Origin of the sequence: Azospirillum soli (assembly GCF_017876165.1) — a bacterium.
GTDB lineage: Bacteria > Pseudomonadota > Alphaproteobacteria > Azospirillales > Azospirillaceae > Azospirillum > Azospirillum soli.
This window is the reverse complement of the sequence record NZ_JAGINQ010000002.1, coordinates 117,426-142,728: the sequence shown is the minus strand read 5'-3', so window position 1 is coordinate 142,728 and position 25,303 is coordinate 117,426. Positions and strand designations below refer to the sequence as shown.

24 protein-coding genes are annotated in these 25,303 nt (G+C 67.8%); 15 read left to right on the top strand and 9 right to left on the bottom strand.

All coding sequences use genetic code 11. The annotated features are described in order from the left end of the window. The first annotated feature begins 110 nt into the window (after positions 1-110). Entirely contained in the window at positions 111-938 is an 828-nt protein-coding gene (locus J2852_RS03640) for a metallophosphoesterase family protein (protein ID WP_209871095.1), read from the top strand. A gap of 231 nt (positions 939-1,169) precedes the next feature. After that, positions 1,170-2,072 carry an RNA polymerase factor sigma-32 gene (locus tag J2852_RS03635; protein WP_209871093.1) on the top strand — a complete coding sequence of 301 codons (903 nt, stop codon included), beginning with the start codon at positions 1,170-1,172 and terminating at the stop codon, positions 2,070-2,072. A 105-nt stretch (positions 2,073-2,177) separates the two neighbouring features. Here J2852_RS03635 and rlmN read toward each other — a convergent pair whose 3' ends face one another. Beyond that, entirely contained in the window at positions 2,178-3,344 is a 1,167-nt protein-coding gene (rlmN, locus tag J2852_RS03630) for a dual-specificity RNA methyltransferase RlmN (RefSeq protein ID WP_209871090.1), read from the bottom strand. Positions 3,345-3,398: 54 nt separating this feature from the next. Continuing rightward, positions 3,399-3,947 carry an invasion associated locus B family protein gene (locus J2852_RS03625; protein ID WP_209871087.1) on the bottom strand — a complete coding sequence of 183 codons (549 nt, stop codon included), beginning with the start codon at positions 3,945-3,947 and terminating at the stop codon, positions 3,399-3,401. A 353-nt stretch (positions 3,948-4,300) separates the two neighbouring features. On the opposite strand from J2852_RS03625, the gene J2852_RS03620 reads away from it, so the two are divergent. Further along, positions 4,301-4,876, top strand: a complete 576-nt coding sequence (locus J2852_RS03620) for a sigma-70 family RNA polymerase sigma factor (protein ID WP_209871084.1) — start codon at positions 4,301-4,303, stop codon at positions 4,874-4,876. Positions 4,877-4,889: 13 nt separating this feature from the next. After that, positions 4,890-5,552 carry a ChrR family anti-sigma-E factor gene (locus J2852_RS03615; RefSeq protein WP_209871082.1) on the top strand — a complete coding sequence of 221 codons (663 nt, stop codon included), beginning with the start codon at positions 4,890-4,892 and terminating at the stop codon, positions 5,550-5,552. A 35-nt stretch (positions 5,553-5,587) separates the two neighbouring features. Here the strand turns inward: J2852_RS03615 and J2852_RS03610 are convergent, their stop codons facing one another. Next, entirely contained in the window at positions 5,588-6,172 is a 585-nt protein-coding gene (locus tag J2852_RS03610) for an RNA methyltransferase (protein ID WP_209871079.1), read from the bottom strand. 102 nt (positions 6,173-6,274) lie between these two features. Between J2852_RS03610 and J2852_RS03605 the strand changes: the two genes are divergently transcribed. The 3 genes from J2852_RS03605 (at position 6,275) to J2852_RS03595 (ending at position 9,619) form a co-directional block, all read left to right on the top strand. Next, positions 6,275-7,384, top strand: a complete 1,110-nt coding sequence (locus J2852_RS03605; RefSeq protein WP_209871076.1) for an asparaginase — start codon at positions 6,275-6,277, stop codon at positions 7,382-7,384. Positions 7,385-7,439: 55 nt separating this feature from the next. Further along, positions 7,440-8,300 carry an AraC family transcriptional regulator gene (locus J2852_RS03600; RefSeq protein WP_209871073.1) on the top strand — a complete coding sequence of 287 codons (861 nt, stop codon included), beginning with the start codon at positions 7,440-7,442 and terminating at the stop codon, positions 8,298-8,300. Between the two features lie 89 nt (positions 8,301-8,389). Continuing rightward, on the top strand, positions 8,390-9,619 hold the full coding sequence (locus J2852_RS03595; RefSeq protein WP_209871069.1) for a class I SAM-dependent methyltransferase: 1,230 nt from the start codon (positions 8,390-8,392) through the stop codon (positions 9,617-9,619). A 96-nt stretch (positions 9,620-9,715) separates the two neighbouring features. Here J2852_RS03595 and J2852_RS03590 read toward each other — a convergent pair whose 3' ends face one another. Next, positions 9,716-11,029 (bottom strand): ammonium transporter, encoded by a 1,314-nt coding sequence (locus J2852_RS03590; protein WP_281418405.1) that lies wholly within the window; start codon positions 11,027-11,029, stop codon positions 9,716-9,718. Positions 11,030-11,553: 524 nt separating this feature from the next. Here J2852_RS03590 and glgC point away from each other — a divergent pair. The 3 genes from glgC to lepA all read left to right on the top strand — a co-directional run bounded on the left by glgC (position 11,554) and on the right by lepA (position 16,308). Beyond that, positions 11,554-12,837 carry a glucose-1-phosphate adenylyltransferase gene (glgC, locus tag J2852_RS03585; RefSeq protein ID WP_209871066.1) on the top strand — a complete coding sequence of 428 codons (1,284 nt, stop codon included), beginning with the start codon at positions 11,554-11,556 and terminating at the stop codon, positions 12,835-12,837. An 87-nt stretch (positions 12,838-12,924) separates the two neighbouring features. Next, a complete protein-coding gene (gene glgA, locus J2852_RS03580) occupies positions 12,925-14,403 on the top strand; it encodes a glycogen synthase GlgA (RefSeq protein WP_209871063.1) in 1,479 nt (492 codons plus the stop codon). 102 nt (positions 14,404-14,505) lie between these two features. Further along, positions 14,506-16,308, top strand: a complete 1,803-nt coding sequence (gene lepA, locus J2852_RS03575) for a translation elongation factor 4 (RefSeq protein WP_209871060.1) — start codon at positions 14,506-14,508, stop codon at positions 16,306-16,308. A gap of 109 nt (positions 16,309-16,417) precedes the next feature. On the opposite strand, the gene J2852_RS03570 is transcribed toward lepA, so the two are convergent. Beyond that, entirely contained in the window at positions 16,418-17,428 is a 1,011-nt protein-coding gene (locus J2852_RS03570; protein WP_209871049.1) for a sensor domain-containing diguanylate cyclase, read from the bottom strand. 270 nt (positions 17,429-17,698) lie between these two features. On the opposite strand from J2852_RS03570, the gene J2852_RS03565 reads away from it, so the two are divergent. Then, on the top strand, positions 17,699-18,418 hold the full coding sequence (locus J2852_RS03565; RefSeq protein ID WP_211112089.1) for an outer membrane lipoprotein: 720 nt from the start codon (positions 17,699-17,701) through the stop codon (positions 18,416-18,418). Positions 18,419-18,424: 6 nt separating this feature from the next. Here the strand turns inward: J2852_RS03565 and J2852_RS03560 are convergent, their stop codons facing one another. Further along, on the bottom strand, positions 18,425-18,595 hold the full coding sequence (locus J2852_RS03560; protein WP_209871048.1) for a hypothetical protein: 171 nt from the start codon (positions 18,593-18,595) through the stop codon (positions 18,425-18,427). A gap of 202 nt (positions 18,596-18,797) precedes the next feature. On the opposite strand from J2852_RS03560, the gene J2852_RS03555 reads away from it, so the two are divergent. After that, complete coding sequence (locus J2852_RS03555) at positions 18,798-19,658, top strand: LysR substrate-binding domain-containing protein (RefSeq protein WP_209871044.1); 861 nt, start codon at positions 18,798-18,800, stop codon at positions 19,656-19,658. A gap of 90 nt (positions 19,659-19,748) precedes the next feature. On the opposite strand, the gene J2852_RS03550 is transcribed toward J2852_RS03555, so the two are convergent. Beyond that, positions 19,749-22,358 (bottom strand): ATP-binding protein, encoded by a 2,610-nt coding sequence (locus J2852_RS03550; protein WP_209871041.1) that lies wholly within the window; start codon positions 22,356-22,358, stop codon positions 19,749-19,751. A 189-nt stretch (positions 22,359-22,547) separates the two neighbouring features. Here J2852_RS03550 and J2852_RS03545 point away from each other — a divergent pair, with 189 nt between their 5' ends. The 3 genes from J2852_RS03545 to J2852_RS03535 all read left to right on the top strand — a co-directional run bounded on the left by J2852_RS03545 (position 22,548) and on the right by J2852_RS03535 (position 24,357). After that, positions 22,548-22,778 carry a hypothetical protein gene (locus tag J2852_RS03545; protein WP_209871038.1) on the top strand — a complete coding sequence of 77 codons (231 nt, stop codon included), beginning with the start codon at positions 22,548-22,550 and terminating at the stop codon, positions 22,776-22,778. Beyond that, entirely contained in the window at positions 22,775-23,059 is a 285-nt protein-coding gene (locus J2852_RS03540; RefSeq protein ID WP_209871035.1) for a hypothetical protein, read from the top strand. The genes J2852_RS03545 and J2852_RS03540 overlap by 4 nt, the downstream gene beginning before the upstream one ends. 62 nt (positions 23,060-23,121) lie before the next feature. Beyond that, positions 23,122-24,357: an argininosuccinate synthase gene (locus tag J2852_RS03535; protein ID WP_209871032.1), complete on the top strand. Its 1,236-nt coding sequence runs from the start codon at positions 23,122-23,124 to the stop codon at positions 24,355-24,357. Positions 24,358-24,421: 64 nt separating this feature from the next. Here J2852_RS03535 and J2852_RS03530 read toward each other — a convergent pair whose 3' ends face one another. Then, the gene (locus J2852_RS03530) at positions 24,422-24,856 is read right to left on the bottom strand and encodes a VOC family protein (protein ID WP_209871029.1); all 435 of its coding nucleotides are present in this window, start codon (positions 24,854-24,856) and stop codon (positions 24,422-24,424) included. 20 nt (positions 24,857-24,876) lie between these two features. Next, positions 24,877-25,278 (bottom strand): rhodanese-like domain-containing protein, encoded by a 402-nt coding sequence (locus J2852_RS03525; protein WP_209871027.1) that lies wholly within the window; start codon positions 25,276-25,278, stop codon positions 24,877-24,879. Positions 25,279-25,303: the final 25 nt, after the last annotated feature.

Below are 25,303 nucleotides of genomic sequence, written 5' to 3'. Positions count from 1 at the left end.
CGCGGCCTTTCGGTCGCGCCCTTGCCTTATGTTTTCACCTTTCTTCCGCCCCGGGCCATGCCTACACTCCGCCCCCGAAACTTTTGAGGCCGGACTGAGCGTGCGCCCGCATGGCTGAACCGCAGAAATTCATCGACCTCCGCCGTCCCCGGCGCGTCTGGGCCATTGGCGCCGTGCACGCGCAGCCCGACCACCTGAACGCGGTGCACGAGGTCGTCGCGTCGCGCTTCCTGCCGGGCGACCGGCTCGTCTATCTCGGCAACATGATCGGCCGGGGCGAACGGGTCCTGGAAACCATCGACACGCTTCTGTACTTCCGCCGCGCGCTTCTCTCGATGCGCGGTCTGGCCGCGACCGACATCGTCTATCTGCGCGGCGCGCAGGAGGAGATGTGGCAGAAGCTCCTCCAGCTGCAATTCGCCCCCGATCCGCAGCAGGTGCTCGACTGGATGATGAAGCAGGGCGCGTCCACGACGCTGGCGGCCTACGGCGGTTCGGTCGAGCATGGCATGGCGGCGGCGCGCGGCGGGACGGTGATGCTCGGCCGCTGGACCCAGGGGCTGCGTCAGGCGATGCAGGCGCGGCCCGGTCACGAAAATTTGTTCAGCGCGCTGCGCCGTGCCGCCTACTCCGGCAGCCCGGACCAGGGCCCGGATCAGAGGGAGCCGAACACCCTGCTGGTCAGCGCCGGCATCGACGCGCGCCGGCCGCTCAACCACCAGGGCGACGCCTTCTGGTGGGGGGCGCCGGGTTTCTCGCGGATTTCAGCGCCTTACCAGGGTTTCGCGCGCGTCGTGCGCGGTCATGACCCGGCCCGGCAGGGCTTCGCGGTGACGGATTTCACCGCCACCTTCGACGGCGGCTGCGGTTTTGGGGGGCACCTCATCTGCGGCTGTCTGGCTCCTTCGGGTGAGATCCTGGACCTGTTTCAGGTCTGAACCCATCTCCCTTCATCTTCCTGGCTTACCACGCCGCGATCATCCGCCACCGATTCCCTTCCGGTGGCGGTGATCCGATGCACCCCCGTCGTGCGTATCAGCATGCAACAGGGCGAAGGAACGGCTGTTGTCCCAACCGTCGGCATCCCGTGAAGAACCGACGGACCGAAGACTCCTCCTAAGGAGTCCACCCAAAGGACGAAGGCCGCCCAGACGGGAAGGAAGGGACGTATGGCTTATATCGACGATCCCGAGACTCAGCGAGCGAACCTGAGTTTCATCAAGGCGTCCATGCGCGAGCCTCTGCTGACTCGTGACCACGAATTCGATCTCGCCCGCAAATGGCGGGAGGTGGGCGACGAGCGGGCGCTGCATGAGCTGGTGCGGGCCTACACGCGGCTGGTGGTGGCGACGGCGGCGCGCTTCCGCAATTACGGCCTGCCGATGGGCGACCTCGTGCAGGAAGGCAACGTCGGCCTGATGCAGGCGGCCAGCCGGTTCGAACCGGACCGCGAGGTGCGCTTTTCCACCTACGCGGCTTGGTGGATCCGCTCCGCCATGCAGGACTACATCCTGCGCAACTGGTCCATCGTGCGCACCGGCACGACCGCCGCGCAGAAGTCGCTGTTCTTCAACCTGCGGCGCCTGCGGGCTAAGATCGACAGCGCCAGCCAGGGCGGCAACGGCAGCGGCGGCAGCCTGACCAAGGAAGGCCGCGAGTGGATCGCCGGCGAACTCCAGGTGGACGTGACCGAGGTCGAGGCGATGGAGATGCGCCTGTCCGCCTCCGACCAGTCGCTGAACTCCCCCGTGGCCGACGGCTCCGACGAGGATTGGCAGGACTTTCTCGCCGACCAGCGCCCCTCGCCGGAGGAGGTGGTGATCGGCATGCGCGACAGCCGCACCCGCTCCCAATGGCTGGCCGAGGCGCTGGGCGAACTGTCCCCGCGCGAGCGCACGATCATTCAGGAACGCCGTCTGCGCGAGGAAGGCGCCACCCTGGAGGAACTCGGCCGCGAACTCGGCGTCAGCAAGGAACGCGTGCGCCAGCTGGAACACCGCGCCCTTCTGAAGCTCCGCCAGTCCATGCTGAAGCGCGTCGAAGGCTACGACGACCTGCTCGCCGACGCCTGACCCCCCGCGAAGTCCTTCTCCCCCCAATCATATGAAATGGGCGGAGAAGGGGTGGGATGAGTTCACCCGCGGCGGACAAGGTCGAGGAGGGAAGGGGGAGCGGTGCTAGGCCAGCGCCGCGTCCTTCTCGGCCAGCACCTTCTCGATGGCGGCGCGGTCGGCGGCGGACAGGCGCACGGACGCGCTTTTCAGCTGGCCGCAGGCCGCCATGATGTCCTCGCCGCGCGTGGTGCGCACCGGGCTGGCGTAGCCGGCGTTGTTGACGATGTCGCCAAACACCTGGATCGCCTTGTCGGTCGAACGCTCGTACGGGGCGCCCGGCCAGGGGTTGAAGGGGATCAGGTTGATCTTCGACGGGATGCCGTCCAGCATCTTCACCAGCGCCCGCGCGTCGGCCGGGCTGTCGTTGATGCCCTTCAGCATGACGTATTCGAAGGTGATGCGCCGCGCGTTGTTCAGGCCGGGGTAGTTGCGGCAGGCGTCCATCAGCTCCTTCAACGGGTATTTCCGGTTGATGGGCATGATGATGTCGCGCAGCTCGTCCGTCACGGCGTGCAGGCTGACGGCAAGGTTGACGTTCAGCTCCTCCCCGCAGCGCTTCATCGCCGGCACGACGCCCGAGGTGGACAGGGTGATGCGGCGCTTGGAGATGGAGATACCGTCGCCGTCCATGACGATCTTCAGCGCCTTGGCGACGTTCTCGTAGTTAAAGAGCGGCTCGCCCATGCCCATCATGACGATGTTGGACAGCATGCGCCCGTCCGGCGGGGCCGGCCACTCACCCAGCGCGTCGCGGGCGAGCATGACCTGCGCCAGGATCTCCGAGGCGTCCAGGTTGCGCACCAGACGCTGCGTGCCGGTGTGGCAGAAACGGCAGGTCAGCGTGCAGCCGACCTGGGAGGAGACGCAGAGCGTGCCGCGATCCTCCTCGGGGATGTGAACGCTCTCCACCTCCTGGCCGTCGGGCATGCGCAGCAGCCACTTGCGGGTGCCATCCACCGACTTCAGGTCGCGCACCACGGTGGGCCGCGCGACGGCGTAGGACTCCGCCAGCTTCTCGCGCACCGGCTTGGCAAGCGTGGTCATCACCGCGAAGTCGGTCGCTCCGCGATGGTAGATCCAGTGCCACAGCTGGCGGGCCCGGAACTTCTCCAGGCCGATGGACAGCATTTCGGCTTCCAGCTCGTCGCGGGACAGGCCGACAAGGTTCTTGCGCCCGTCGGCATCGGTCGCCGGCAGGGCAAAGGCAGCAGCATGATTGGAGGCGCTCATGGCCCACTAGATAGGGCCATGAGCGTAAAGAGTCAAAAGACCAAGTGAATCGCTTTAGCGCTTCACGTCGCACGCCTTGTTGATGGCGGCGTAGGCGTCGGCGACACCGTCGGTGCTGTAGGTGTCGGTGGTCTTGGTGCCGCGCGTCGAGGTGCCCTTGACGACCATCGGCTTGCCCTTGGCCTCGCGGAGCGCAGCGGTGATGGCCTTGTCGGTTTCCGCGTCGCGCGCCCAGGCGGTCTCGCCGTCGGTGAACAGCTTGAACGACTTGCCGGCGATGTCGACCGTCGTGTCGGCGTCCTTCTTGAAGGGATAGCCGATGATGAAGCTGACCACGTCCAGCGTCTTCTCCGCCGGGCGGTGCGTCACCAGCACGTAGACGTCGCCCCGCTTGGCCGCGGCGGGCTCCTTCTTCTTGGGCTGGCTGGAGATGTAGCAGACCTTGTGGCCGCTCTCCTCGAACGCGAAGGCGTTCCAGTCCTTGAAGGTGCCGAGCAAGCGCGGATCGGCCGCGCCCGCGGTGGTGGCCGAAGCGACCAGAATGGAACCGGCCAGGATCAAAGCCGATCCCGCGGCGCGACGGATGGTGCGGAAAGGCAACATCGTTGTGCGACTGCTCAGTGGTTTTTCGAATGGCGCGGACACTACCCCAAATCGGAGAGTGATGCCAGGGCCGCCGGGTCGTCGGTCGGAGAAGGTCACGGCAGGCCGATGATCCAAACAGCCCGATGATCCAAACGGCAAGACTTCGCGTAGAACGCGACATCATGACCCAGCGCAGCCTCCGCCACCGGGAATCACGCTTTGCACAGAACCGACGCGCGCACCATGTTGAGTCGGGTGGGGTTGAATTGGGTAGGGTTGAGTCGGGTGGGCTTCGGATGTCCGGGCTCGTGTCGGCTGGGCCCGTGTCGTCTGGGCTTGTGTCGTGCGGGCGCTTCGCCTTCAATGCGCGCATGCAGAACACGGGTTCCCCGGCGGCCGGATCGGCCCAGGCGCTTGAGGCGTTGCTGCTCGCGGTCGGGCGAGAGAGGGACCGTGCCGCCTTCGCGGCGCTGTTCGGCCATTTCGCCCCGCGCCTGAAGACCTACCTGCGGCGCCAGGGCTGCGACGCGGGCGGGGCCGAGGAACTGGTGCAGGAGGTGATGCTGCTGGTCTGGCGCCGCGCGGAGACCTACGACCCGACCCAGGCGTCGGCAAGCACCTGGGTGTTCACCATCGCCCGGAACAAGCGGATCGACGTGCTGCGCCGCGAACAGCGGCCGGAGATCGATCCGGACGACCCGGCGCTGGTCCCCGACCCGGTGGAGACCGCCGACCATAAGGTAGAGACACAGGAGACCAACGGCCGCCTGCGCGCGGCCCTGAAGGAACTGCCCCCGGAACAGGCCGAGCTTTTGCGCATGGCCTATTTCGAGGACAAGCCGCACAGCGTGATTTCCGCCGAACAGGGAATCCCGCTCGGCACCGTGAAGTCGCGCCTGCGGCTGGCGATGGAGCGCCTGCGCAAGGCCCTGAGAGATGCAGTATGACCGGGGACACCGTATGACCGTGCCGAGCCACCATCCCGGCGACACGCTGCTGATCGACTACGCCGGCGGGGCCCTGGGCGAGGCGGCGTCGCTCATCGTCGCGACACATCTGGCGCTGTGCCCCTGCTGCCGGCTGAACGTCGCGGAGATGGAGGCCGTCGGCGGCGCGCTCCTCGACGAGATCGAACCGGACGAGATCGACCCGTCCTGCCTGGACGCCGTTCTGGCCCGCCTGGACGAGCATCCCCCCATGCCCCGCGCCGCCCGTCCCGTGCGCCCCGCCAAACCCGTCGAGACGCCGCTGCTGCCCGAACCGTTGCGCCGCTACATCGGGGACGACCTGAACGCGCTGCGCTGGAAGACGCTGATGCCCGGCATGGCCTGCGTGGACATTCCGACCGGCGATTCGGCGCGAGCGCGGCTGATGCGCCTGCGCGGCGGCGTCGGCCCGCCGCACCACACCCACGATGGTCTGGAACTGACGCTGGTGCTGGACGGCGGATTCACCGACGAGCTGGGTCAATTCGCGCGCGGCGATCTGGCGGTCGGCGACGATTCGGTGCGCCACCGTCCGGTCGCCGACCCGGAAGGCTGCCTGTGCCTCGCCGTCGTGGACGGCCGCCTGAACCTGACCGGCGCGCTGGGTCGCTTCCTGAACCCGTTCATCAGGTTCTAAATTCCCTCTCCCGGGGCGGGAGAGGGAAATAGGGCTCACTCGTCATCATCCGCGATGACCGGCTTCTGGATCCCGCGCATGCGCCGACGGCGGTCGGCGTTGCGCATGATCTGCCGGCCGTGCTTGTGCTCGCGCAACGGCTCGGTCGGGCCGCCGACGCGCACCGGGCGCTCGGCGAAGCGGCCCAGGCTGATCATGCGGTCGTACATCACGATGGCCCCGGCCACGCCCACGTTGATGCAGAACTTCATGGGAATCTTGATGATGTGGTCGCAGCGTTCCTGCAGAGGCTCCGACAGGCTGCCCCGCTCCGGCCCCAGCACATAGGCGGCGCGCGTCGGGTGGCGGAAGCTCGGCAGATCGACGGCGTCCTCGGTCAGCTCCACGCCCACCAGTTGGCAGTCCCTGGGCAGGGCGAGGTCGGCCACCCGGTCGTAGACGTACATCGGCAGATGCTCCGCGGCACCCGAGGTGTCGACGAAGCGCATCTCCCGCAGGTCCGGCTCCGGGTCGATGGCGAAGAAGAAGGAGGCCCCGAAGGCATGGGCGGAGCGCATCAGGTTGCCGACGTTGCCCGGCTTGCTGATCCGCTCGACTCCGACGGCGAAATATCCACGCATGGCTGCAAATCATCACTGGTTTCGGCCCGCGCACAGGCATCATGGCGGGTCTGACGGTGCGGCACCTTGCCTCGGGGCTCGGCCCGAGGCAAGGTTTCCCCTATGAGCCACGATCATTCCTCCTGCTGCGGCGGCCACGGTCATTCCCACGGCCACGCCCACGACCAGCCCCCAACCGAGGGTCACGCCGATCTGTCCGGCCCGCCCGAGGCGCCGATCCTCGTCGAGGTGACGCGCGGCGGCATGGTGGAATCCGTCCACCGTGGCCGCGCCTGCATCGTCGATGCGGGCGGGCGGGTGCTCGCGCAATGGGGCGACATCCAGGCGCCGGTCTACCCGCGCTCGGCCATCAAGGCCTTGCAGGCGATCCCGCTGGTGGAGACCGGCGCGCTGGACGCTTATCAGCTGACCGACGCGGAGCTGGCGCTCGCCTGCTCCTCCCACAACGGCGAGATCCGCCACACCCGCCTGGCCGAAGCCTGGATCAAGCGCATCGGCCTGACCGTGAACGATTACGAGTGCGGAACCCATCTGCCCTACGACACCGAGACCGCGCACGAGCTGATCCGCAATGGCGAGGCGCCGACCGCTTTCCACAACAACTGCTCGGGCAAGCACGCCGGCTTCCTGACCACCGCCGTCCACAAGGGCGAGCCGACCAAGGGCTACGTCCGCTTCGACCATCCGGTGCAGCAGCGCATCCTGGGCGTGATGGAGCAGATGACCGGCCAGGATCTGTCGCACGCCCCCTGGGGCATCGACGGCTGCGCCATCCCGACCATCGGCATCCCGCTGGGCGCCATCGCCTACGCCATGGCCCGCATCGGCAACCCGAAGGATCTGCCCGACGCCCGCGCCGAGGCGGTGACCCGCATCCGCCGGGCGTGGCGCGCCCACCCCTACCTGATCGCCGGCAAGGACACCTTCGACACGGCGATGATGCAGGCGTCCGGCGGCCTCGTTCTGGTCAAGGGCGGCGCGGAGGGCGTCGGCTGCGCCGTCCTGCCGAAGGAGGGCATCGGCATCGCCCTGAAGATCGACGACGGCACCCCCCGCGCCCGCGAGGTCGCCATGGCCGCCCTGATCCGCGCCACCAAGGTGCTGAGCGAGGAGCAGTGGTCGCGCGCCGCGAAGCTGCTCAACACGCCGATCACCAACCGCAACGGGCGGGAGGTCGGCATGGTCCGCCCGGCGGAAGGGTGGGCGGTTTAAGTCCGCAAGCGCGATCAAAAGGCCTCCCGCTAGGGTGCTCGGGTACGGAGGAACCATGACCAAGCCCGACACCCTGCTGGACTATGGCCGTCGCATCGAGCGCGTCGTGACGCACATCGGCGCGCACCTTGACGAACCGCTCGATTTGGAGCGGCTGGCGGCCATCGCGTGCTTCTCGCCTTACCACTTCCACCGCATCTACCGCGCCATGACGGGAGAGACGGCGGCGGACACGCTGCGCCGCTCCCGTCTGCACCGGGCCTCGGGCGATCTGGTGCGCGGCACGGACGAGATCGCCCGCATCGCCAGGCGGGCCGGCTACGGCAGCGTGGAGGCGTTCACCCGCGCTTTCGGCCAAAGCTACGGCATCAGCCCCGCCGCCTATCGGCGCCAGGGCCGCCTGGTTCCTCCGGTTCCCACCGACCAGAACCCGGAGGCCATCATGCACGACGTGACTATCCGCGACCTTCCCACCGTCCGCGTCGCCGCCATCTCCCACGCCGGCCCCTATATGGAGATCGGCACGGCGTTCGAGCGCCTGTACACCTGGGCCGCCGCCCGCGGACTGATGGGGCCGCAGGTCCGCTCCTTCGCCATCTACTATGACGACCCGGAAGCCGTTCCACCGGAGAAGCTGCGCTCCAAGGCCGCCCTGATGCTGGACCTGAAGGCCGTGGAGGACGGCGCCGTTCAGATGATCGAGATCCCCGGCGGCAAGCACGCCGTGCTGCGCCACAAGGGGCCCTACGCGGAGCTGGAAGGCGCCTACCGCTGGCTCTACCGCGACTGGCTGCCGACCAGCGGCCACACGCCGGCCAACCGTCCGTGCGTCGAGGAGTATCTGAACAGCTGCCGGTCCCTTCCTCCCGAAGAGTGGCTGACCGACATCTGCCTGCCGCTGGAGGAGAGCGCCTGACGGCGGGGCGGGCGCGGTGCTATTGTCCCGCGCCCGCCCCTCCAGACCGGCTGCTCAATTCATGAGCATCGCCCCATGAGCCCCCTTCCATGAGCATTGATGATCTGCGCGCCCAGTACGAGGCCTACCCCTATCCCGCGCGCAACCCGGCCGACGAGAAGAAGCGCCTGATCACCGGCTCGCCCAGCCACTTGGACGAGGTGAACCACTTCGTCTTCGGTGGGCGGCTCGACCATTCCAAGCCTCTGAATGTGCTGGTGGCCGGTGGCGGGACCGGGGACGGGACGATCATGATCGCCCAGCAGATGGCCGACGCCGGCAATCCGGGGCGCGTCACCTACATCGACCTGTCGGAATCCTCCCGCGCCATCGCGGAGGCGCGGGCGAAGGCGCGCGGGCTGACCAACATCGACTTCCGCCGGGGCTCGCTGCTCGAACTCGATGGGCTCGGACCGTTCGACTACATCGACTGCTGCGGCGTTCTGCACCATTTGGACGATCCGCCCGCCGGCCTGCGCTCGCTCGCCGGCGCCCTGAAGCCGGGCGGCGGCATCGGCATGATGGTCTACGCGCCGCTGGGCCGCACCGGCGTCTACCCCATGCAGGCGGCGTTGCGCGCCATCGCCCACGACCTGCCCCCGGCCGAGAAGGTGGCACTCGCCAAGCGCCTGATCGGGCAGCTGCCGCGCTCCAACTGGCTGCTGAACAATCCCTTCATCGGCGACCACAAACAGGCCGACGCCGACCTGTTCGACCTCCTCCTGCATTCCTGCGATCGCCCCTACACGATCCCCGAACTGGCCGAACTGGTCGGCGGCGCGGAGCTCGCCATCGCCGCGCTGATCGAGCCCGCCCGCTACGAGCCCTCCGTCTGGATCAAGGACCCGCGCGTGCTGAAGCGCCTGGAGGGCCTGTCCTGGCTGGAGCGCGCCGCCTGGGCCGAGCAGGTCACCGGCAGCATGACCAAGCACATCGCCTATCTCGTCCGTCCGCAGGATGTGGAGACCGCCATCGCCCGCCCCGACGGGCCGGACGTGGTGCCGGTCCTGCGCGACCTCGACGGCCCGGCCATCGCTCGGGGGCTTCCGCCCGGCGGCGCCCTGGAGGCGGATCTGATGGGCGCCGTCATTCCCCTGCCACTGCCCCGCCTCGCCGGCCCGATCCTGGCGCGCGTGGACGGCAAGGCGTCGCTCGGGGACATTCACAGGGCCGTCGCCGAGAAGGCCGGGGACCTGTCCTGGGACGCCTTCATGGTCCAGTTCGGCCAGCTCTTCGCCGCCCTAAACGGTGTGGGAAAGATGTATCTGCGGCGTTCCTGACCGATTCTCCAAAAAGAAAGCCGCCGCCGGGGAGGCCCCGGCGGCGGAAGTCATGGAGGAAACAACCAGGCGGTACTAACGCTTGATACGGAACGCTTAGTGGATGGTCTCGCCGTGCAGGGCGAGGTCCAGACCGTCGCGCTCCACATCCTCGTCCACGCGCAGGCCCATCACCACGTCGATGACCTTCAGCAGGATGAAGGAACCGACGGCCGAGTAGGCGATGGTGGCGACGATGCCGACGAACTGCGTCCACACCTGGCCGGCGTTGCCTTCCAGAAGACCGGCGGTGCCGCCGATGGCTTCCTGGGCGAAGACGCCGGTCAGGATGGCGCCGACGATGCCGCCCACGCCGTGCACGCCGAACGCGTCCAGCGAGTCGTCATAGCCCAGCATGCGCTTCAGACCGGTGGCGCCCCAGTAGCAGACGACGCCGGACACCAGACCGATCACCAGCGCGCCCATCGGGCCGACGAAGCCGGAGGCCGGGGTGATGGCGACCAGACCCGCGACGGCGCCGGAGATGATGCCCAGGACCGAGGGCTTGCCCTTGGCGGCCCACTCGGCCAGCAGCCAGGACATGGCGGCGGTGGCGGCGGCGATCTGCGTGACCAGCATGGCCATGCCCGCACGGCCGTCGGCGGCCAGGGCCGAACCGGCGTTGAAGCCGAACCAGCCAACCCACAGCATCGAGGCGCCGATGAGGCTCAGGACCAGGTTGTGCGGAGCGAAGTTCTCGTTCGGGTAGCCCTTGCGCTTGCCCAGCACGATGGCGGCCACCAGACCGGCCACGCCCGCGTTGATGTGCACCACCGTGCCGCCGGCATAGTCGAGCACGCCGTCGCCCAGCAGATAGCCGCCCGGACCCCACACCCAGTGGGTGATCGGCGCGTAGACCAGCAGCGACCACAGGCCCATGAAGACCAGCATGGACGAGAACTTCATGCGATCGGCGAAGGCGCCCGTGATCAGCGCCGGGGTGATGATCGCGAAGGTCATCTGGAAGGTGATGAACACCGTCTCCGGGATCGTGCCGGACAGGCTGTCTTTGGCGACGCCGGCCAGCAGGGCCTTCGACAACCCGCCGAAGAAGGGCGTGCCCTCGGTGAAGGCGATGCTGTAGCCGGCGACGACCCACAGGATCGACATCAGGCAGCAGATCGCGAAGCTCTGCATGACGGTCGCAAGCACATTCTTCTTGCGGACCATGCCGCCGTAGAACAGCGCCAGACCAGGAATGGTCATGAACAGCACGAGGGCGGTGGCGATCAGCATCCAGGCGGTATCGCCGCTGCTGAGCGTCGGCGCGGCGGGGGCGGCCGCATCCTGGGCAAGGGCGGCGGCAGGCAGACCGGCCGAGCCCAGAATCGCCGCCATCATCGGCGCGGCTTTGTGGAACAGACGGCTCATCGAGGCTCCTCTTTCTTCGAAGTGTGCTTCTTCGGCCCGGTCGCCCCGTCCCCGGTGAAAGACGGGGCGGCGGGCGGGACCAAGGACGCCAGTTCACTTACAAGAAGCGTGCCAACCCAAAAGGGCTAGGAATCGTATGAGTTGTGTCGGAGGAAGCGACCGGGAACAGCACCACACCCCGAGTCGCAAGGCTTGTTTGCACAAATTTCAGGCAGTTATTTGGCGTCACACCGTCTCCGCACATTTGGCGGATTCGGCTGTTGTCAGCGTGAAGAGCGCCCCGTTGCCACGCACCGCCGGCCGGCCTCCTGGGCGCTTGTCTAATTTTTAGGCAGTCTGGTGTGCCGCTTTCCTGCACAGGGCTTAGCCCGTGGGCCTATTCCGCCCCCTTCCCCCTCCGCCTATTGGCCCGGTGGGGAGGAATGTGGCACGGTCACGCTTGGCGCCGCCCATTCGGGGACTCTCGCACCCCCCGTTGGGCGGCCTCCGATGGTCGGCGACAAGAAAAATCAAGGGAAACTCCAATGCTCGACAAACGCGATCTGCGTCTGGCGCCGCGCCGCGCGGTGGCTCTGGTTCTGGCCGGCGGACGCGGCAGCCGCCTGAAGCAGCTGACCGACCGGCGCGCCAAGCCCGCCACCTATTTCGGCGGCAAGTTCCGGATCATCGATTTCGCGCTGTCGAACTGCATCAATTCGGGCTTCCGCCGCATCGGCGTGCTGACCCAGTACAAGTCGCACAGCCTGCTGCGCCACCTTCAGCGCGGCTGGAACTTTTTCCGCGGCGAGATGAACGAGTTCTGCGACCTGCTGCCCGCCCAACAGCGCATCAGCGAGACCGCCTGGTACCAGGGCACCGCCGACGCCGTGTACCAGAACCTGGATATCCTGCGCGGGCACGACCCGGAATACATCCTGATCCTGGCCGGCGACCACATCTACAAGATGGATTACGGCGCGCTGCTGCTGGACCACATCGCCAAGAAGGCCGACGTCACGGTCCCCTGCATCGAGGTCCTGCGCGAGCAGGCGACCGGCTTCGGCGTCATGCACATCGACGAGACCCAGCGCGTCATCGACTTCGTGGAAAAGCCCGCCGACCCGCCGGCCATCCCCGGAAAGCCCGACAAGGCGCTGGCCAGCATGGGCATCTACGTTTTCAACGCCGAATTCCTCTACAAACAGCTGGAACGCGACTTCAACGAGCCGGGATCGAGCCGCGACTTCGGCAAGGACATCATCCCCTGGATGGTGAAGAACGGCTGCCGCGTGATGGCGCACGACTTCGCCGATTCGGCGATTCTCAACGGCCCGGATTCCGAACCCTACTGGCGCGACGTCGGCACCATCGACGCCTATTGGGAGGCCAACTTGGACCTCTGCCACGTCACGCCGCAGCTGAACATGTACGACCGCGAGTGGCCGATCTTCACTTACCAGGAGCAGCTGCCCCCCGCGAAGTTCGTCTTCGATGACGAGGACCGGCGCGGCATGGCGGTGGACAGCCTCGTCTCCGGTGGCTGCATCATCTCCGGTTCGCTGGTGAAGAACTCGCTCCTGTTCAGCGAGGTGCGCGTCAACTCCTACAGCGAGCTGCACGAGGCCGTGATCCTGCCGGACTGCGACATCGGCCGCCACTGCCGCCTGCGCAAGGTGGTCATCGACCGTGGCGTGACGATCCCCGAGGGCCTCGTCGTTGGCGAGGATCCGGAGCTGGACGCCAAGCGCTTCTACCGCAGCGAGGGCGGCGTCTGCCTGATCACGCAGGACATGATCGACCGCCTGGAAAGCGCCGATCCGGCGAAATAACGCCCTGCGCCCTGTCCCACGAGGAATGAGCTTAGTCCGCTAGCTTAGTCCGATAAGAAGACCAAGAAGCCGAAAGACCGACCCGTTATGCGCGTCCTGTTCGTCACGCCGGAATGCTACCCGCTCGTCAAGACCGGGGGGCTGGCCGACGTGTCCGCCGCCCTGCCTCCGGCCCTCAACCACGCCGGCGCGGACGTCCGCCTCCTGCTCCCCGGCTATCCGGCGGTGCTGAACGGCCTGACCAACCTGCACGAGGTCGGCGATCTCATCACCGACCTGCCCGGCTGCGACCGCGCCCAGCTGCTGATCGGCCGCACGCCGGACGGGGTCCTGGCCTACGCGCTGGACGCGCCGTCGCTCTACAACCGGCCGGGCAACCCGTACCTGGGTCCGGACGGCAACGACTGGCCAGACAACGCCCAGCGCTTCGCCGCGCTGGCCTGGTGCGCGTCGGGCTTCGCGGCGCACGACGCCTATGACCCGTGGTGGCGGCCGGACGTGCTGCACGGGCACGACTGGCAGACCGGCCTGATCCCGGCCTACCTGACGCTCCGCCCCGACCGGTTCGACGGGCCGTTCCGCCCGGCGACGGTCATGACGATCCACAACATCGCCTATCAGGGCCAGTTCGGTGCCTGGATGATGGGCGACCTGGGCCTGCCCTCCTCGGCCTACCGGATCGACGGGGTCGAGTATTACGGCGGCATCGGCTACCTGAAGGCCGGCTGCCTCTACGCCGACCGCCTGACCACGGTCAGCCCGACCTACGCCCACGAGATCCAGACCGACGAGCACGGCATGGGCCTGCAAGGGCTGCTCGCCGGGCGGGCCGACTCGCTGACCGGCATCCTGAACGGCGTGGACTATCACATCTGGGATCCGACCACCGACCCGCACATCGCCGCCCGCTACAGCGCCGAGGATCTGGGCGGCAAGGACCTGTGCAAGGCCGACCTTCAGGCCGCCTTCGGCCTCGACCGCCGGCCCGACGCGCCGCTGGCCGGCGTGGTCAGCCGCCTGACCTGGCACAAGGGCCTGGACCTCGTGCTGGAGGCCGCGACGCAGTGGGTCGCCTGGGGCGGCCAGCTGGCCGTTCTCGGCAGCGGCGACCACGCGAGCGAGGCCGGCTTCCGCCACCTCGCCGCTTGGTACCCGCACTCGGTCGGCGTCACCATCGGCTATGACGAGGCGCTGTCCCACCGCATCCAGGCGGGTGCCGACATCCTGCTGGTCCCCTCCCGGTCCGAGCCCTGCGGGTTGACGCAACTCTACGCGCTGAAATACGGCACCCTGCCTCTGGTCCGCCGCACCGGCGGCCTCGCCGATACCATCGTGGACGCCAACCCGGCCGCCGCCAACGACGGCAGCGCCACCGGCTTCCAGTTCGTCAACCCGACGGCGCAGGAACTGACCTGGGCCTTGCGCCGCGCCGCGACCCTCTACCGCAAGCCCGAGCGCTGGCACGCCATGCAGCAGCGCGCCATGACCCGCGACTTCGGCTGGCACGGCCCGGCGGAGGAGTACATGGAGCTTTACCGGGAAATTGCGCCCGCGCTGGTGGCGTGAAGGAGCCGGGATTGGGGCAACCGACGGCTCTTGTCCACGCCATCATTGCACCAATCCCCCGTCCGCCCTATGTTCCGGCCCAAACCAGGGCTCCGGGCACCGATGACTGACCTTTCGCACATCCGCAATTTCTCGATCATCGCGCACATCGACCACGGCAAGTCGACCCTTGCCGACCGTCTGATCCAGCAGTGCGGCGGCCTCGACGCGCGCGAGATGCGCGAACAGGTGCTCGACAGCATGGACATCGAGCGCGAGCGCGGCATCACCATCAAGGCGCAGACCGTCCGCCTGCTCTACAAGGCCAAGGACGGGCAGCAGTACACGCTGAACCTGATGGACACGCCGGGCCACGTCGACTTCGCCTACGAGGTCAGCCGCAGCCTCGCCGCCTGCGAGGGCTCGATCCTGGTGGTGGACGCCTCGCAGGGCGTGGAGGCGCAGACGCTCGCCAACGTCTATCAAGCGATCGACAACAACCACGAGATCATCCCGGTCCTCAACAAGATCGACCTGCCGGCCGCCGAACCCGACCGCGTGAAGCAGCAGATCGAGGACGTGATCGGCCTCGACGCCTCCGACGCCGTCGAGATCTCGGCCAAGACCGGCCTGAACATCGACGCCGTGCTGGAAGCCGTCGTGCAGCGCCTGCCGCCGCCGAAGGGCAACGCCGACAGCGAACTGAAGGCCCTGCTGGTCGACAGCTGGTACGACCCGTACCTGGGCGTCGTCATTCTGGTGCGCGTGGTGGACGGCAAGCTGAAGGTCGGCCAGAAGGTCCGCTTCATGTCCACCGGCAGCGCCCACGACGTGGACCGCGTCGGCGTCTTCACACCGAAGGCCCTGCTGACCGGCGAGCTTGGGCCGGGCGAGATGGGCTTCATCACGGCCGCCATCAAGGACATCACCCAGACCAAGGTCGGCGACACCATCACCGAGGACCGCCGCCCGGCGCCGGAGCCGCTGTCCGGCTTCAAGCCGTCCATCCCCGTGGTGTGGTGCGGCCTGTTCCCGGTGGACGCCGCCGACTTCGAGCGCCTGCGCGACAGCTTGGGCAAGCTGAAGCTGAACGACGCCAGCTTCCATTACGAGGCCGAAACGTCGGCGGCGCTGGGCTTCGGCTTCCGCTGCGGCTTCCTCGGCCTGCTGCATCTGGAGATCATCCAGGAGCGGCTGGAGCGCGAGTTCAACCTGGACCTCATCACCACCGCGCCTTCGGTGGTCTACAAGCTCTACATGACCAACGGCACGGTCATGGACCTGCACAACCCGGCCGACATGCCCGATGTGATGAAGATTGATCGCATCGAGGAGCCGTGGATCAAGGCCACCATCATGCTGCCCGACGAGTATCTGGGCGGCGTCCTCCAGCTCTGCACCGAGCGGCGCGGCCAGCAGATCGAACTGACCTACGCTGGCGCCCGCGCCATGCTGGTCTACCGCTTGCCGCTGAACGAGGTGGTCTTCGACTTCTACGACCGCCTGAAGTCGATCAGCCGGGGCTACGCCAGCTTCGACTACCAGATGGACGGCTACGAGGAAGGCGACCTCGTGAAGATGTCCATCCTGGTGAACGCCGAGGTGGTGGACGCGCTGTCCATGATCGTCCACCGCAGCCAGGCCGAGCGGCGCGGCCGCCAGCTCTGCGAGCGCCTGAAGGAGCTGATCCCGCGCCAGCTGTTCAAGATCGCCGTGCAGGCCGCCATCGGCGGCAAGATCATCGCCCGCGAGAGCATCAGCGCCATGCGCAAGGACGTGACCGCCAAGTGCTACGGCGGCGACATCAGCCGCAAGCGCAAGCTGCTGGACAAGCAGAAGGAAGGCAAGAAGCGCATGCGGCAGTTCGGCCAGGTCGAAATCCCGCAGAGCGCCTTTATCGCCGCGCTCAAGATGGGCGACGAGTAAGGCTCCGGCCGGATTGCTTCGCCAAGGAAAAGGGGGCCGCCGGCCCCCTTTTCAATTCCCCCGGCCAGGGCCGGCGGCCCTGGACCCAAAAACCTTCGACGACACAGGCTCAGCGGCGCTTGCGGGTGCGCTTGACCGCGTACATGGACTGGTCGGCTCGCTCCAGCAGCACGTCCAGTTCCTCGCCGTCGTCGGGGAACACCGCCGTCCCGATGCTGGCGTCGAGCGGCAGCGTCCGGTCCTCGAAATGGAAGGGCGAGCGGATCTCCTCGGCGATCCGTTCGGCGAACATGTCGGCGCTCCGGCGGTCCTCGATGTCGGGCAGGATGATGCCGAACTCGTCGCCGCCCAGCCGCGCGGCGGTGTCCGACTGCCGCACGGCCCGTCCGATGCGCGAGGCCAGTTCGCGAATCGCCGCATCCCCCGCCCGATGGCCGTGGGTGTCGTTGATCGGCTTCAGCCCGTCCATGTCCAGGTTGAGGATGCCGATCTGCTTGGATTTGCGGCGGGCGAGCGCCAGCCCCTGGCGCAGGCGATCATAGAACAGCGCCCGGTTGGCCAGCCCGGTCAGCGCGTCGTGGGTCGCGCGGTGGTAGAGTTCGTTCGTCTCGTACTGTGCGGAATGGAACATGGCGGCCGCGATCAGCCCGGACATGAGTTCCAGAACCTTCAGGTGCTGCTCGGCGAAGGCAACCGGCAGGGGCGAGGCGATCTTCAGAACGCCGACGACGTTCTTCGCATGGATCAGCGGGGCCACGACCATCGACCGCAGCCCCACCTTGCGGCAGGCTTCCCGATCGACGCGGTCGTCGGTTTCGGAATCCTCGCAGTATAGGATGTGCCCTTGCTCGACGCACATGCCGGACAGGCTTCCGACCCGGTTCAGCCGCAGCCCGAGCTGGGGGGCCGCCATGCCGACGGCGGCGCGATAGACCATCTCTCCGCCCTCGGCCAGCTCGACGATGGCGCCGGCCGCCCCCGTCAGATGCTGGACGCGATCCGCGACGAACTCCATCACCCCGCCGAGGTCGTGCCCCAACTGGGCGACTTCGGTCTGGGCCTTGATGATTTCCATGAGAACGGAGGGATCGAGGGGCGCAGGGGAGGACGTGTCCGTCATACCGTCAATTCTCCGTCCGCCCAATTCCCCGTCCATCCGATTCTCCGTCCATCGCGTCGCGCCGAACGATCGGCCGCTCCCGTGGCCATCAGTAGATTTGTATGCGAATTCGCCGGAATATTGCGGCTTCCCTTCGCATTGTCAAAGAGCGTTTTCCGGCGCGGCCCTGCGACCTTCCGCCCAATCCTGACCAGGGTTCGAAAATTGTCGGATGACTCCGGCAACCGGATCGCCTATCACACCGGCTGGCTTTCAAGCGGATGGTTTCCCGTGTCGCGATCCGTCACGTCCGGCCTGTGCGCCGTCATCCTCGCCGGCCTCGCCGCAGGCTGCTCCCCCAGCTACTCTCCGACCACCTACTCCGCCACCGCGGTTCAGCAGGCGAACAAGGTGGAGCGTGCAGAGGTCATCGGCTTTCGCCAGGTGCAGATCAGCGCCACCGGAACGGTCGGCGCGGTTACCGGCGGCGCGGCCGGCGGCGTGCTTGGGTCGCAGTCGGGCCAGTTCGGCATCAACTCCGCGCTGGGCGCGGTCGGCGGCACGGCCATCGGCAGCCTGCTCGGCACGTCCATCGAGCATGTGACCGGCGACACCACGGGCTGGGAATACATCGTCCGCAAGCCCGACGGCGATCTGCTGTCGGTGACCCAGCGGGAAGAAGCCCCCATTCCCGTCGGCCAGAAGGTGCTGGTCATCACCGGCAGCCAAGCCCGCATCGTCGCCGACTACTCGGTCCTGCCCGACCCGGAACCCACCAAGAACGGGACCAAGGAAGCGGCCAAGGACACGCCGAAGCCGGACGACAGGAAGCCCGACGAGACGATCGAGGCGAAGGAACTTCCCGCCCCGCCGCCGGGCGATCCCGCGCCCCCGCCGGCACCCGTCGCGACGCCAGCCCCGGAGAGCCCCCAGCCTCCGGCCGTCCAACCCGCGCCCACCCAGCCTTCGCCCACACAGCCTTCGGACTCCTCGGCCGAGGTCTCCACCTGAGGTGGGTCACCCCCCAAGGCCACCCACCGCGCCCACCACGATCAGCAACCCCATCACCATTGGCAAGGCCGGCATGTAGGCCAGCCGGAACCGCCAAGCCTTTTCCTCGACCGGCGCCGGGGCAGGCTCCGGCACCCTCCGGTTCGTCCGCCCCGCCTCCAGAACCACACGCGTCATCGCGCCCAACACACCCATAACACGACCCTCCGTTTCGTGGAGGGCACCCTGCGCCCGCGCGAAAAATCTTGGAAACGAATAGGCTTTATGAGGATCATCACAAATCGTGATGATGGTTTGCCCGCGACGACTGGCTGCGACGACCAGCCCCGCGTTGAACGGCACCCGCTACTCGGCCCGACACCTTGGATAGAATGCCCCCATGCCGGCCAACCTCGACACCGACCTGTTGCGCGCCTTCGTCGCCGTCGCCGACGCGCGCAGCTTCACGCGCGCGGGCGAGGTGCTGTTCCGCACCCAGGCGGCGGTCAGCCAGCAGGTGCGCCGGTTGGAGGAGGTCGTCGGCAAGCGCGTGTTCGAGCGCGACACCAAGGGCGTCCGCCTGACCCGTGACGGTGAGGTGTTGCTGACCTACGCCCGGCGCATGCTGACGCTCAACGACGAGGTCATGTCCCTGATGCAGCGGCCGGTCCTGGCGACCACGGTGCGCATTGGCACGCCGGACGACTATGCCACCATGCTGCTGCCTGACGTTCTGGCGCGCTTCGCCGCCTCCTACCCCGAGGTGCCGGTGGAGGTGATCTGTGACAACAGCCCCGACCTCGTGGCCGAAATCGACAAGGGCCGCTACGACCTCGCTCTGGTCACACGCCACCCCGACACCAAAAGCGGCGAACTGGTGCGGCGCGAACCCGTCGCCTGGGTGGCGCCCCCGCACGGCGCCATCGAGCGGGAAAACCCGCTGCCATTGGCCCTCTTCCCCAAGGGCTGCGTGGTGCGCGACCTCGCCGTTGCGGCGTTGGAAGGAATGGGACGTGACTGGCGTGCCGCCTTCATCAGCAAGAGCGTCGTCGCCGTGCACGGCGCGATCCTGGGAGGTCTCGGTGTGACGGCGATGGAGGCCTGCACCGTGCCGCCCGCCTTGCGCCGCATCGGCCGGGCGGAAGGCTTCCCCGACCTGCCGGACATCGACATCGCCCTGCACCGCGCCCCCGGCGTGGCGGCCAAGCCCGTCCGCCTGCTGGCCGAAGCCATCCACGACCTGCTGGGCCACCCGGTCTGACGTCTCTTCTGATCTTTGTTGCTTCGTGTTTCCGAGCCCCAAGGGCCAGCGTAGCGCGATCCGACGCTCCTCGGGCGTGGCAGAGTGCTGTTAAGATGCCGCTTCCGCCGTCGCCTCCTCGGCCGGGACCCGCACGGGTGGGAAGAGGAGGGTGACGGTGGTGCCCTCGCCGACCGTGCTGTCGATGGTCAGCGAACCGCCGTGCAGTTCCATCAGATTGCGGCTGATCGACAGGCCGAGTCCGGTGCCGCCGAAGCGCCGGCTGATCGAGTTGTCGGCCTGCCGGAACGGCTCGGCGATAACGTGCAGGGCTTCCGGCGCGATGCCGATGCCGGTGTCGGCGACGGTGACCGAGAGGCTTCCGTCGTCAAGCATCCTAGCAGCCATGGCGACCCGGCCGCCCTTTGGCGTGAACTTGACCGCGTTCGACAGCAGGTTCAGCACCACCTGACGCACCGCCCGTTCGTCGGCGTTCAGGTTCGGCAGGCCGGGGGCGGGTGCGATGTCCAGCGTGACGCCGCCCTGCTGGGCCGACACGGCGGCGAGATCCGCGCAGTCGTGCAGCAACGCCATCACGTTGATCCGCCGGTCTTCCAGCGCGTAGCGCCCGGCCTCCAGCTTCGACATATCGAGCACGTCGTTGATCAGGTCCAGCAGGTGCGTGCCGCTGCTCTGGATGTGCTGGGCGTAGGAGAGATAGCGCGGGCTGCCGAGCGGCCCGAACATCTCGTGCACCATGATGTCCGAAAAGCCGATGATGGCGTTGAGCGGCGTGCGCAGCTCGTGGCTCATGGTGGCGAGGAAGGCGCTCTTGGCCTGGTTGGCGGCCTCGGCCAGTTCCTTGGCGGTGGCGAGGCGTTCGGCCGTCTGCACGCGGTCGGTCACGTCGCGGACCAGAAGCAGGACCTTGGGCGTCGGGGCGAAGCCCGGCGGCAGTGCCTGGGTCCGCCCTTCGAACCAGCGGGCACCGGCCGGCACCAGCAGCTGATACTCGATGAGCTGCGGCTGACCGGTCTCGATGGTCCGGCGCAGGGCGGTGATCAGTGTTTCGGCCAGATCGGCGGGCATCAGGTCGCGGATGCTCTGCCCGACGATCCCTTGCGCGGGGGCGATCAGAAGGGATTCGTCGGCGTTGGCGATCACCTCGCGGTACACGCCATCGCCGTCCAGGATGAAGGCCAGATCGGGCAGAGCGTGGACCAGGGCGGTCAGGCGGCTGGTGGTGGCGTGCAGCGCCTCCTCGGCCCGCCGCCGCTCGGTCACGTCGCGGATGACGCCCAGATACCGCCCGTCGTTCAGCCGGACCGCGTTGACGTCGGCCAGGATGGCGCCCTGTTCCTTGTGGCGCAGCACCATCTCGCCCCGGAACAGCCCGGCCCGGCGCACGGTGCGAAAGCCCTCGCGGCTGGCCTCGGTCAGCGGATGGCCGTCGGGAACGATGTCCGGTACGCGCCAGCCCAGAATCTCCTCCCGCGCATAGCCCAGCGTCTGGCAGGCGGCGCGGTTCACGTCCACATAACGGCCCTGCCCATCGGTGACGAAGAAGCCCTCCATCGCCGCATCAAGGTAGGAGCGCTGGCGCGCCTCGCTTTCACGCAGGCTGTCTTCAATGCGCGAGCGTTCGGCGACGCTGTCGTGCAGGGCGCGGGTGGTCGCTTCCAGCCGCTTCAGATGGCGCAGCAGCAGCGCGGTCAGCACGACGACCAAGGCCGACATGCCCAGCATTTCCAACAGGCCCTGGCGCGTGGCGGCGCGCCATTCGGCCAAGAAATCGACCGACGCGACGCGCACCGCGACCGACAGGGGAAGCCCCTTCACCGCCCGCACCGTGACGATGCGCTCCGTCCCATCGACCGGGGATGGACCTTCCAGCGTCTCCTCGGAAACGCCTTCGGTGATGCGGGGAATATGGTCGATGCGGTCTTTGCCGCTCCCGTCCCCGCTGGCGGCCAGCCGCTCGTCCCGGGGATGGCGGGCGAGCGCCGTGCCGTCCCGGCTCCACAGCGTGAGGGTGCCGTTGGGTCCGACGTTCAGGGAGGAGTAGAAGCGCTCGAACCGGCCGAGATCGACGACCGCGACGACGACCCCGGCGAAGGCGCCCCGCGCGTCGTCGAGCCGCCGGCTGACCGCCACGAACCAGCCCCGCCCGACGCGGCTGAGCATCGGGCTGGAGATGTAGGACCCGGCGTCCACCCGGTCGCGGTGGACGGTGAAGAAATCACGGTCGGCGATGTTGAGTTCGGGCGACGAACCAACCACGTCCAGCCGGATGCCCCCAGTGGCGTCGGTGACGATGAGGTTGCGGAAGACCACGCCACGGGCAAGCTGGTCGCGCATCAGCGCCAGCGCGGCATCGTCGTCCAGCGCGGCGGCACCTTGTAACGCCACGTCGTCAGGGCGCGGGGTGAGGGCGTCCGCCACGGCCAGCACCGCCTGGTCGGCGGAGCGGAAGGTGCTTTCGGCGTCCACCTCCAGCGCCAGCGCGAGATTGCGCGTCTGCCGCACGGCCTCGGCGACCGCGCGTTCGCGCCCGCGCTCCATTTCGTAATAGGTGGCGGCGCCGAGGCCGCCGATGACCAGGGCGACCAAGGCAAGCAACACCGCGCGAAAGCGCAGGAACACGGTCGCGCCGGACGGCTCGGCTGCGGAAAAGGGCAGCCTCTTGGCGGCAGCCTCGCCGGTTTCGGGTGACGTGACCAAGATGGCCCGGAGTAAGCGTCGATCGGAGGCGCACCCTACCACTTATGATGCCGCGCCGCACCAATCGGGGATGCGGCGCCGTGATTTTGTCCCCTTGCGGTTTTGCCCCTTGCGGTTTTGCCTCGACAACGGGCCGCCGCCGCGCTCATCTTCGCGCGGCCGAACGGAGCCCGTCTGGAGATTGACCCCGTGCCTGCTTTCGCCGTCGAACCCGGCTTGATTCTGTTTCTGTTCAACGTGTTGGCGGTGTGGCCGCTGATGCGCATCTTCCGCCGCGCCGGCTTCGCGCCCTGGTGGGCGTTCGTGATCTTCGTGCCGGTGGTCGGCTACGTGGGCGTGCTGGGGCTGCTGACGCTGCGCCGCTGGCCCGCCCGCCCGGACCGCGCGGCTCCGCAGCGCAAGGCCCGGAGGACCGCATGATCGAGCTTCTGAACGCCGTCTATTGGGAGCCGTGGCAGGCCATCCTGTCGCTGGACGCCTGGACGACCAACCTGATCATGGCGATCCTGCTGCTGGCGAAGATGGTCTTCGGCGGCTGGGTGCTGGCCAAGGGCGGACGCAGCCCGTTGTGGGCGCTGATCCTGCTGATCAACGGGGCCGACATCCTGGCGCTGTGGGTCTACGCCTACGTCCGCTGGCCCTTTGTCGACCGCTCCGGGAATGCGGAGCCGGTGCAGGCGGCCGACAATTCCGGCAATTGATAATCGCGGCGGCGGGGGCTACTGTCCCGCACCGTCCTTTTCCCTTCCGCATGAGCGTTCCCATGAGCGGTGCCTCCGGCAAACAGATCAAGAAAGTGGTGCTCGCCTATTCGGGCGGCCTCGACACCTCGGTCATTCTGAAGTGGCTGCAGGAGACCTATCAATGCGAGGTGGTGACCTTCACCGCTGACCTCGGCCAGGGCGAGGAGCTGGAGCCGGCGCGCAAGAAGGCCGAACTCCTGGGCATCAAGCCGGAGAACATCTTCATCGACGACCTCCGCGAGGAGTTCGTCCGTGACTTCGTGTTCCCGATGTTCCGCGCCAACACGCTGTACGAGGGCACCTACCTGCTCGGCACCTCGATCGCCCGGCCGCTGATCGCCAAGCGCCAGATCGAGATCGCCAACATGGTCGGCGCCGACGCGGTCGCCCACGGCGCCACCGGCAAGGGTAACGACCAGGTGCGGTTCGAGCTGGGCTATTACGCGCTCCGCCCGGACATCAAGATCATCGCGCCGTGGCGCGAGTGGAACCTGAACAGCCGCACCACGCTGCTCGACTACGCCGAGAAGCACCAGATTCCGATCGCCAAGGACAAGCGCGGCGAGGCGCCGTACTCCACCGACGCCAACCTCCTGCACATCTCCTACGAGGGCAAGGCGCTGGAGGACCCGTGGGTCGAGCCGGACGAGGACATGTTCACCCGCTCCGTCGCCCCGGAGAAGGCGCCGGACACCCCGACCTACGTCGAGATCGAGTTCAAGCGCGGTGACGCGGTGGCCATCGACGGCAAGGCCCTGTCGCCGAAGGACCTGCTGACCGAGCTGAACCGCCTGGGCGGCGAGAACGGCATCGGCCGCCTCGACCTCGTCGAGAACCGCTACGTCGGCATGAAGTCGCGCGGCGTGTACGAGACGCCGGGCGGCACCATCCTGCTGGTGGCCCACCGCGCCATGGAGAGCATCACGCTCGACCGCGGCGCCGGCCACCTGAAGGACGAGATCATGCCGCGCTACGCGGAGCTGATCTACTGCGGCTACTGGTGGAGCCCGGAGCGTCTGGCGCTCCAGGCGCTGATCGACCAGACGCAGGAGACGGTGAACGGCGTGGTTCGCCTGAAGCTGTTCAAGGGCAACGTCAGCGTGGTCGGCCGCAAGTCGCCGAACTCGCTCTACCGCCTGGACTACGTGACCTTCGAGGAAGACAGCGTCTACAACCAGAAGGACGCGGAAGGCTTCATCAAGCTGAACGCGCTGCGGCTGCGGCTCGGCTCGATGGCGAAGGCCAACGTGAAGTGAGCGTGACTGTTTGAGTGTGACGCGAGGGGGCTTAGGCCCCCTCGTTTCGTTTTCGGGATTCGCTTCAGGGCGGCAGTTGCAGGCTCCCGTCCTCGGCCAGCGGGGCGAAGGGGTTCCAGGCGACCTCCCACGGGTGGCCGTCAGGATCGGCGAAGTAGCCGCTGTAGCCGCCCCAGAACACATCCTGCGCCGGCTTCAAAATGCGTCCGCCGGCCCGTTCGGCGAGAGCCAGCACCGCGTCCACCTCCTCACGGGTGCGGACGTTGTGGGCGAGCGTGATGCCGCCGAAGCCGGAGGTCGGGCCGGATTCTGCCAGATGAGCGTCCTCGGCCAGCGCCTCCCGGCCGTACAGCGCAAGGCCAATGCCGCCGAGCTGGAAGAAAACGATGCTGTCCTGGCTGGCGGAGGACGGCGTCCAGCCCAGACCGTCCTCATAGAAGTGGCGGCTGCGAGGGAGGCTGGCGACGCCTAAGGTGATTAGGCTCAGCCTTTGTTCCATGGGGCGTTGCTCCATGACGGTTAGTCCTTCTTTTCGACGGCTTCCACCGGCAGGCCGGCGTCCTTCCAGGCCTTGAAGCCGCCTTCCAGATGGCAGACGGGTTCCAGCCCCATGCCCTGCACCGTGTCGGTGGCGAGCGCCGAGCGCCAGCCGCTGGCGCAGTAGAAGACGAAGCGCTTGCCGGACGCGAAGACCGGCTTGTGATAGGGGCTGTCGGGGTCCACCCAGAATTCCAGCATGCCGCGCGTCGCCGGGAAGGCACCGGGGATCTTGCCGTCGCGGGTGATCTCGCGCGGGTCGCGGATGTCCACGAACACCACGTCGGGGTTGCCGTGCAGGGCCTGCGCCTCGCCGGGGGTGATCGCCTGAATGCGGGCGTTGGCCTCGGCCAGCAGATCCTTGTAGCCCTTCTTCATCGCCATGGCGGTGCTCCTCCTGCATTTTGGG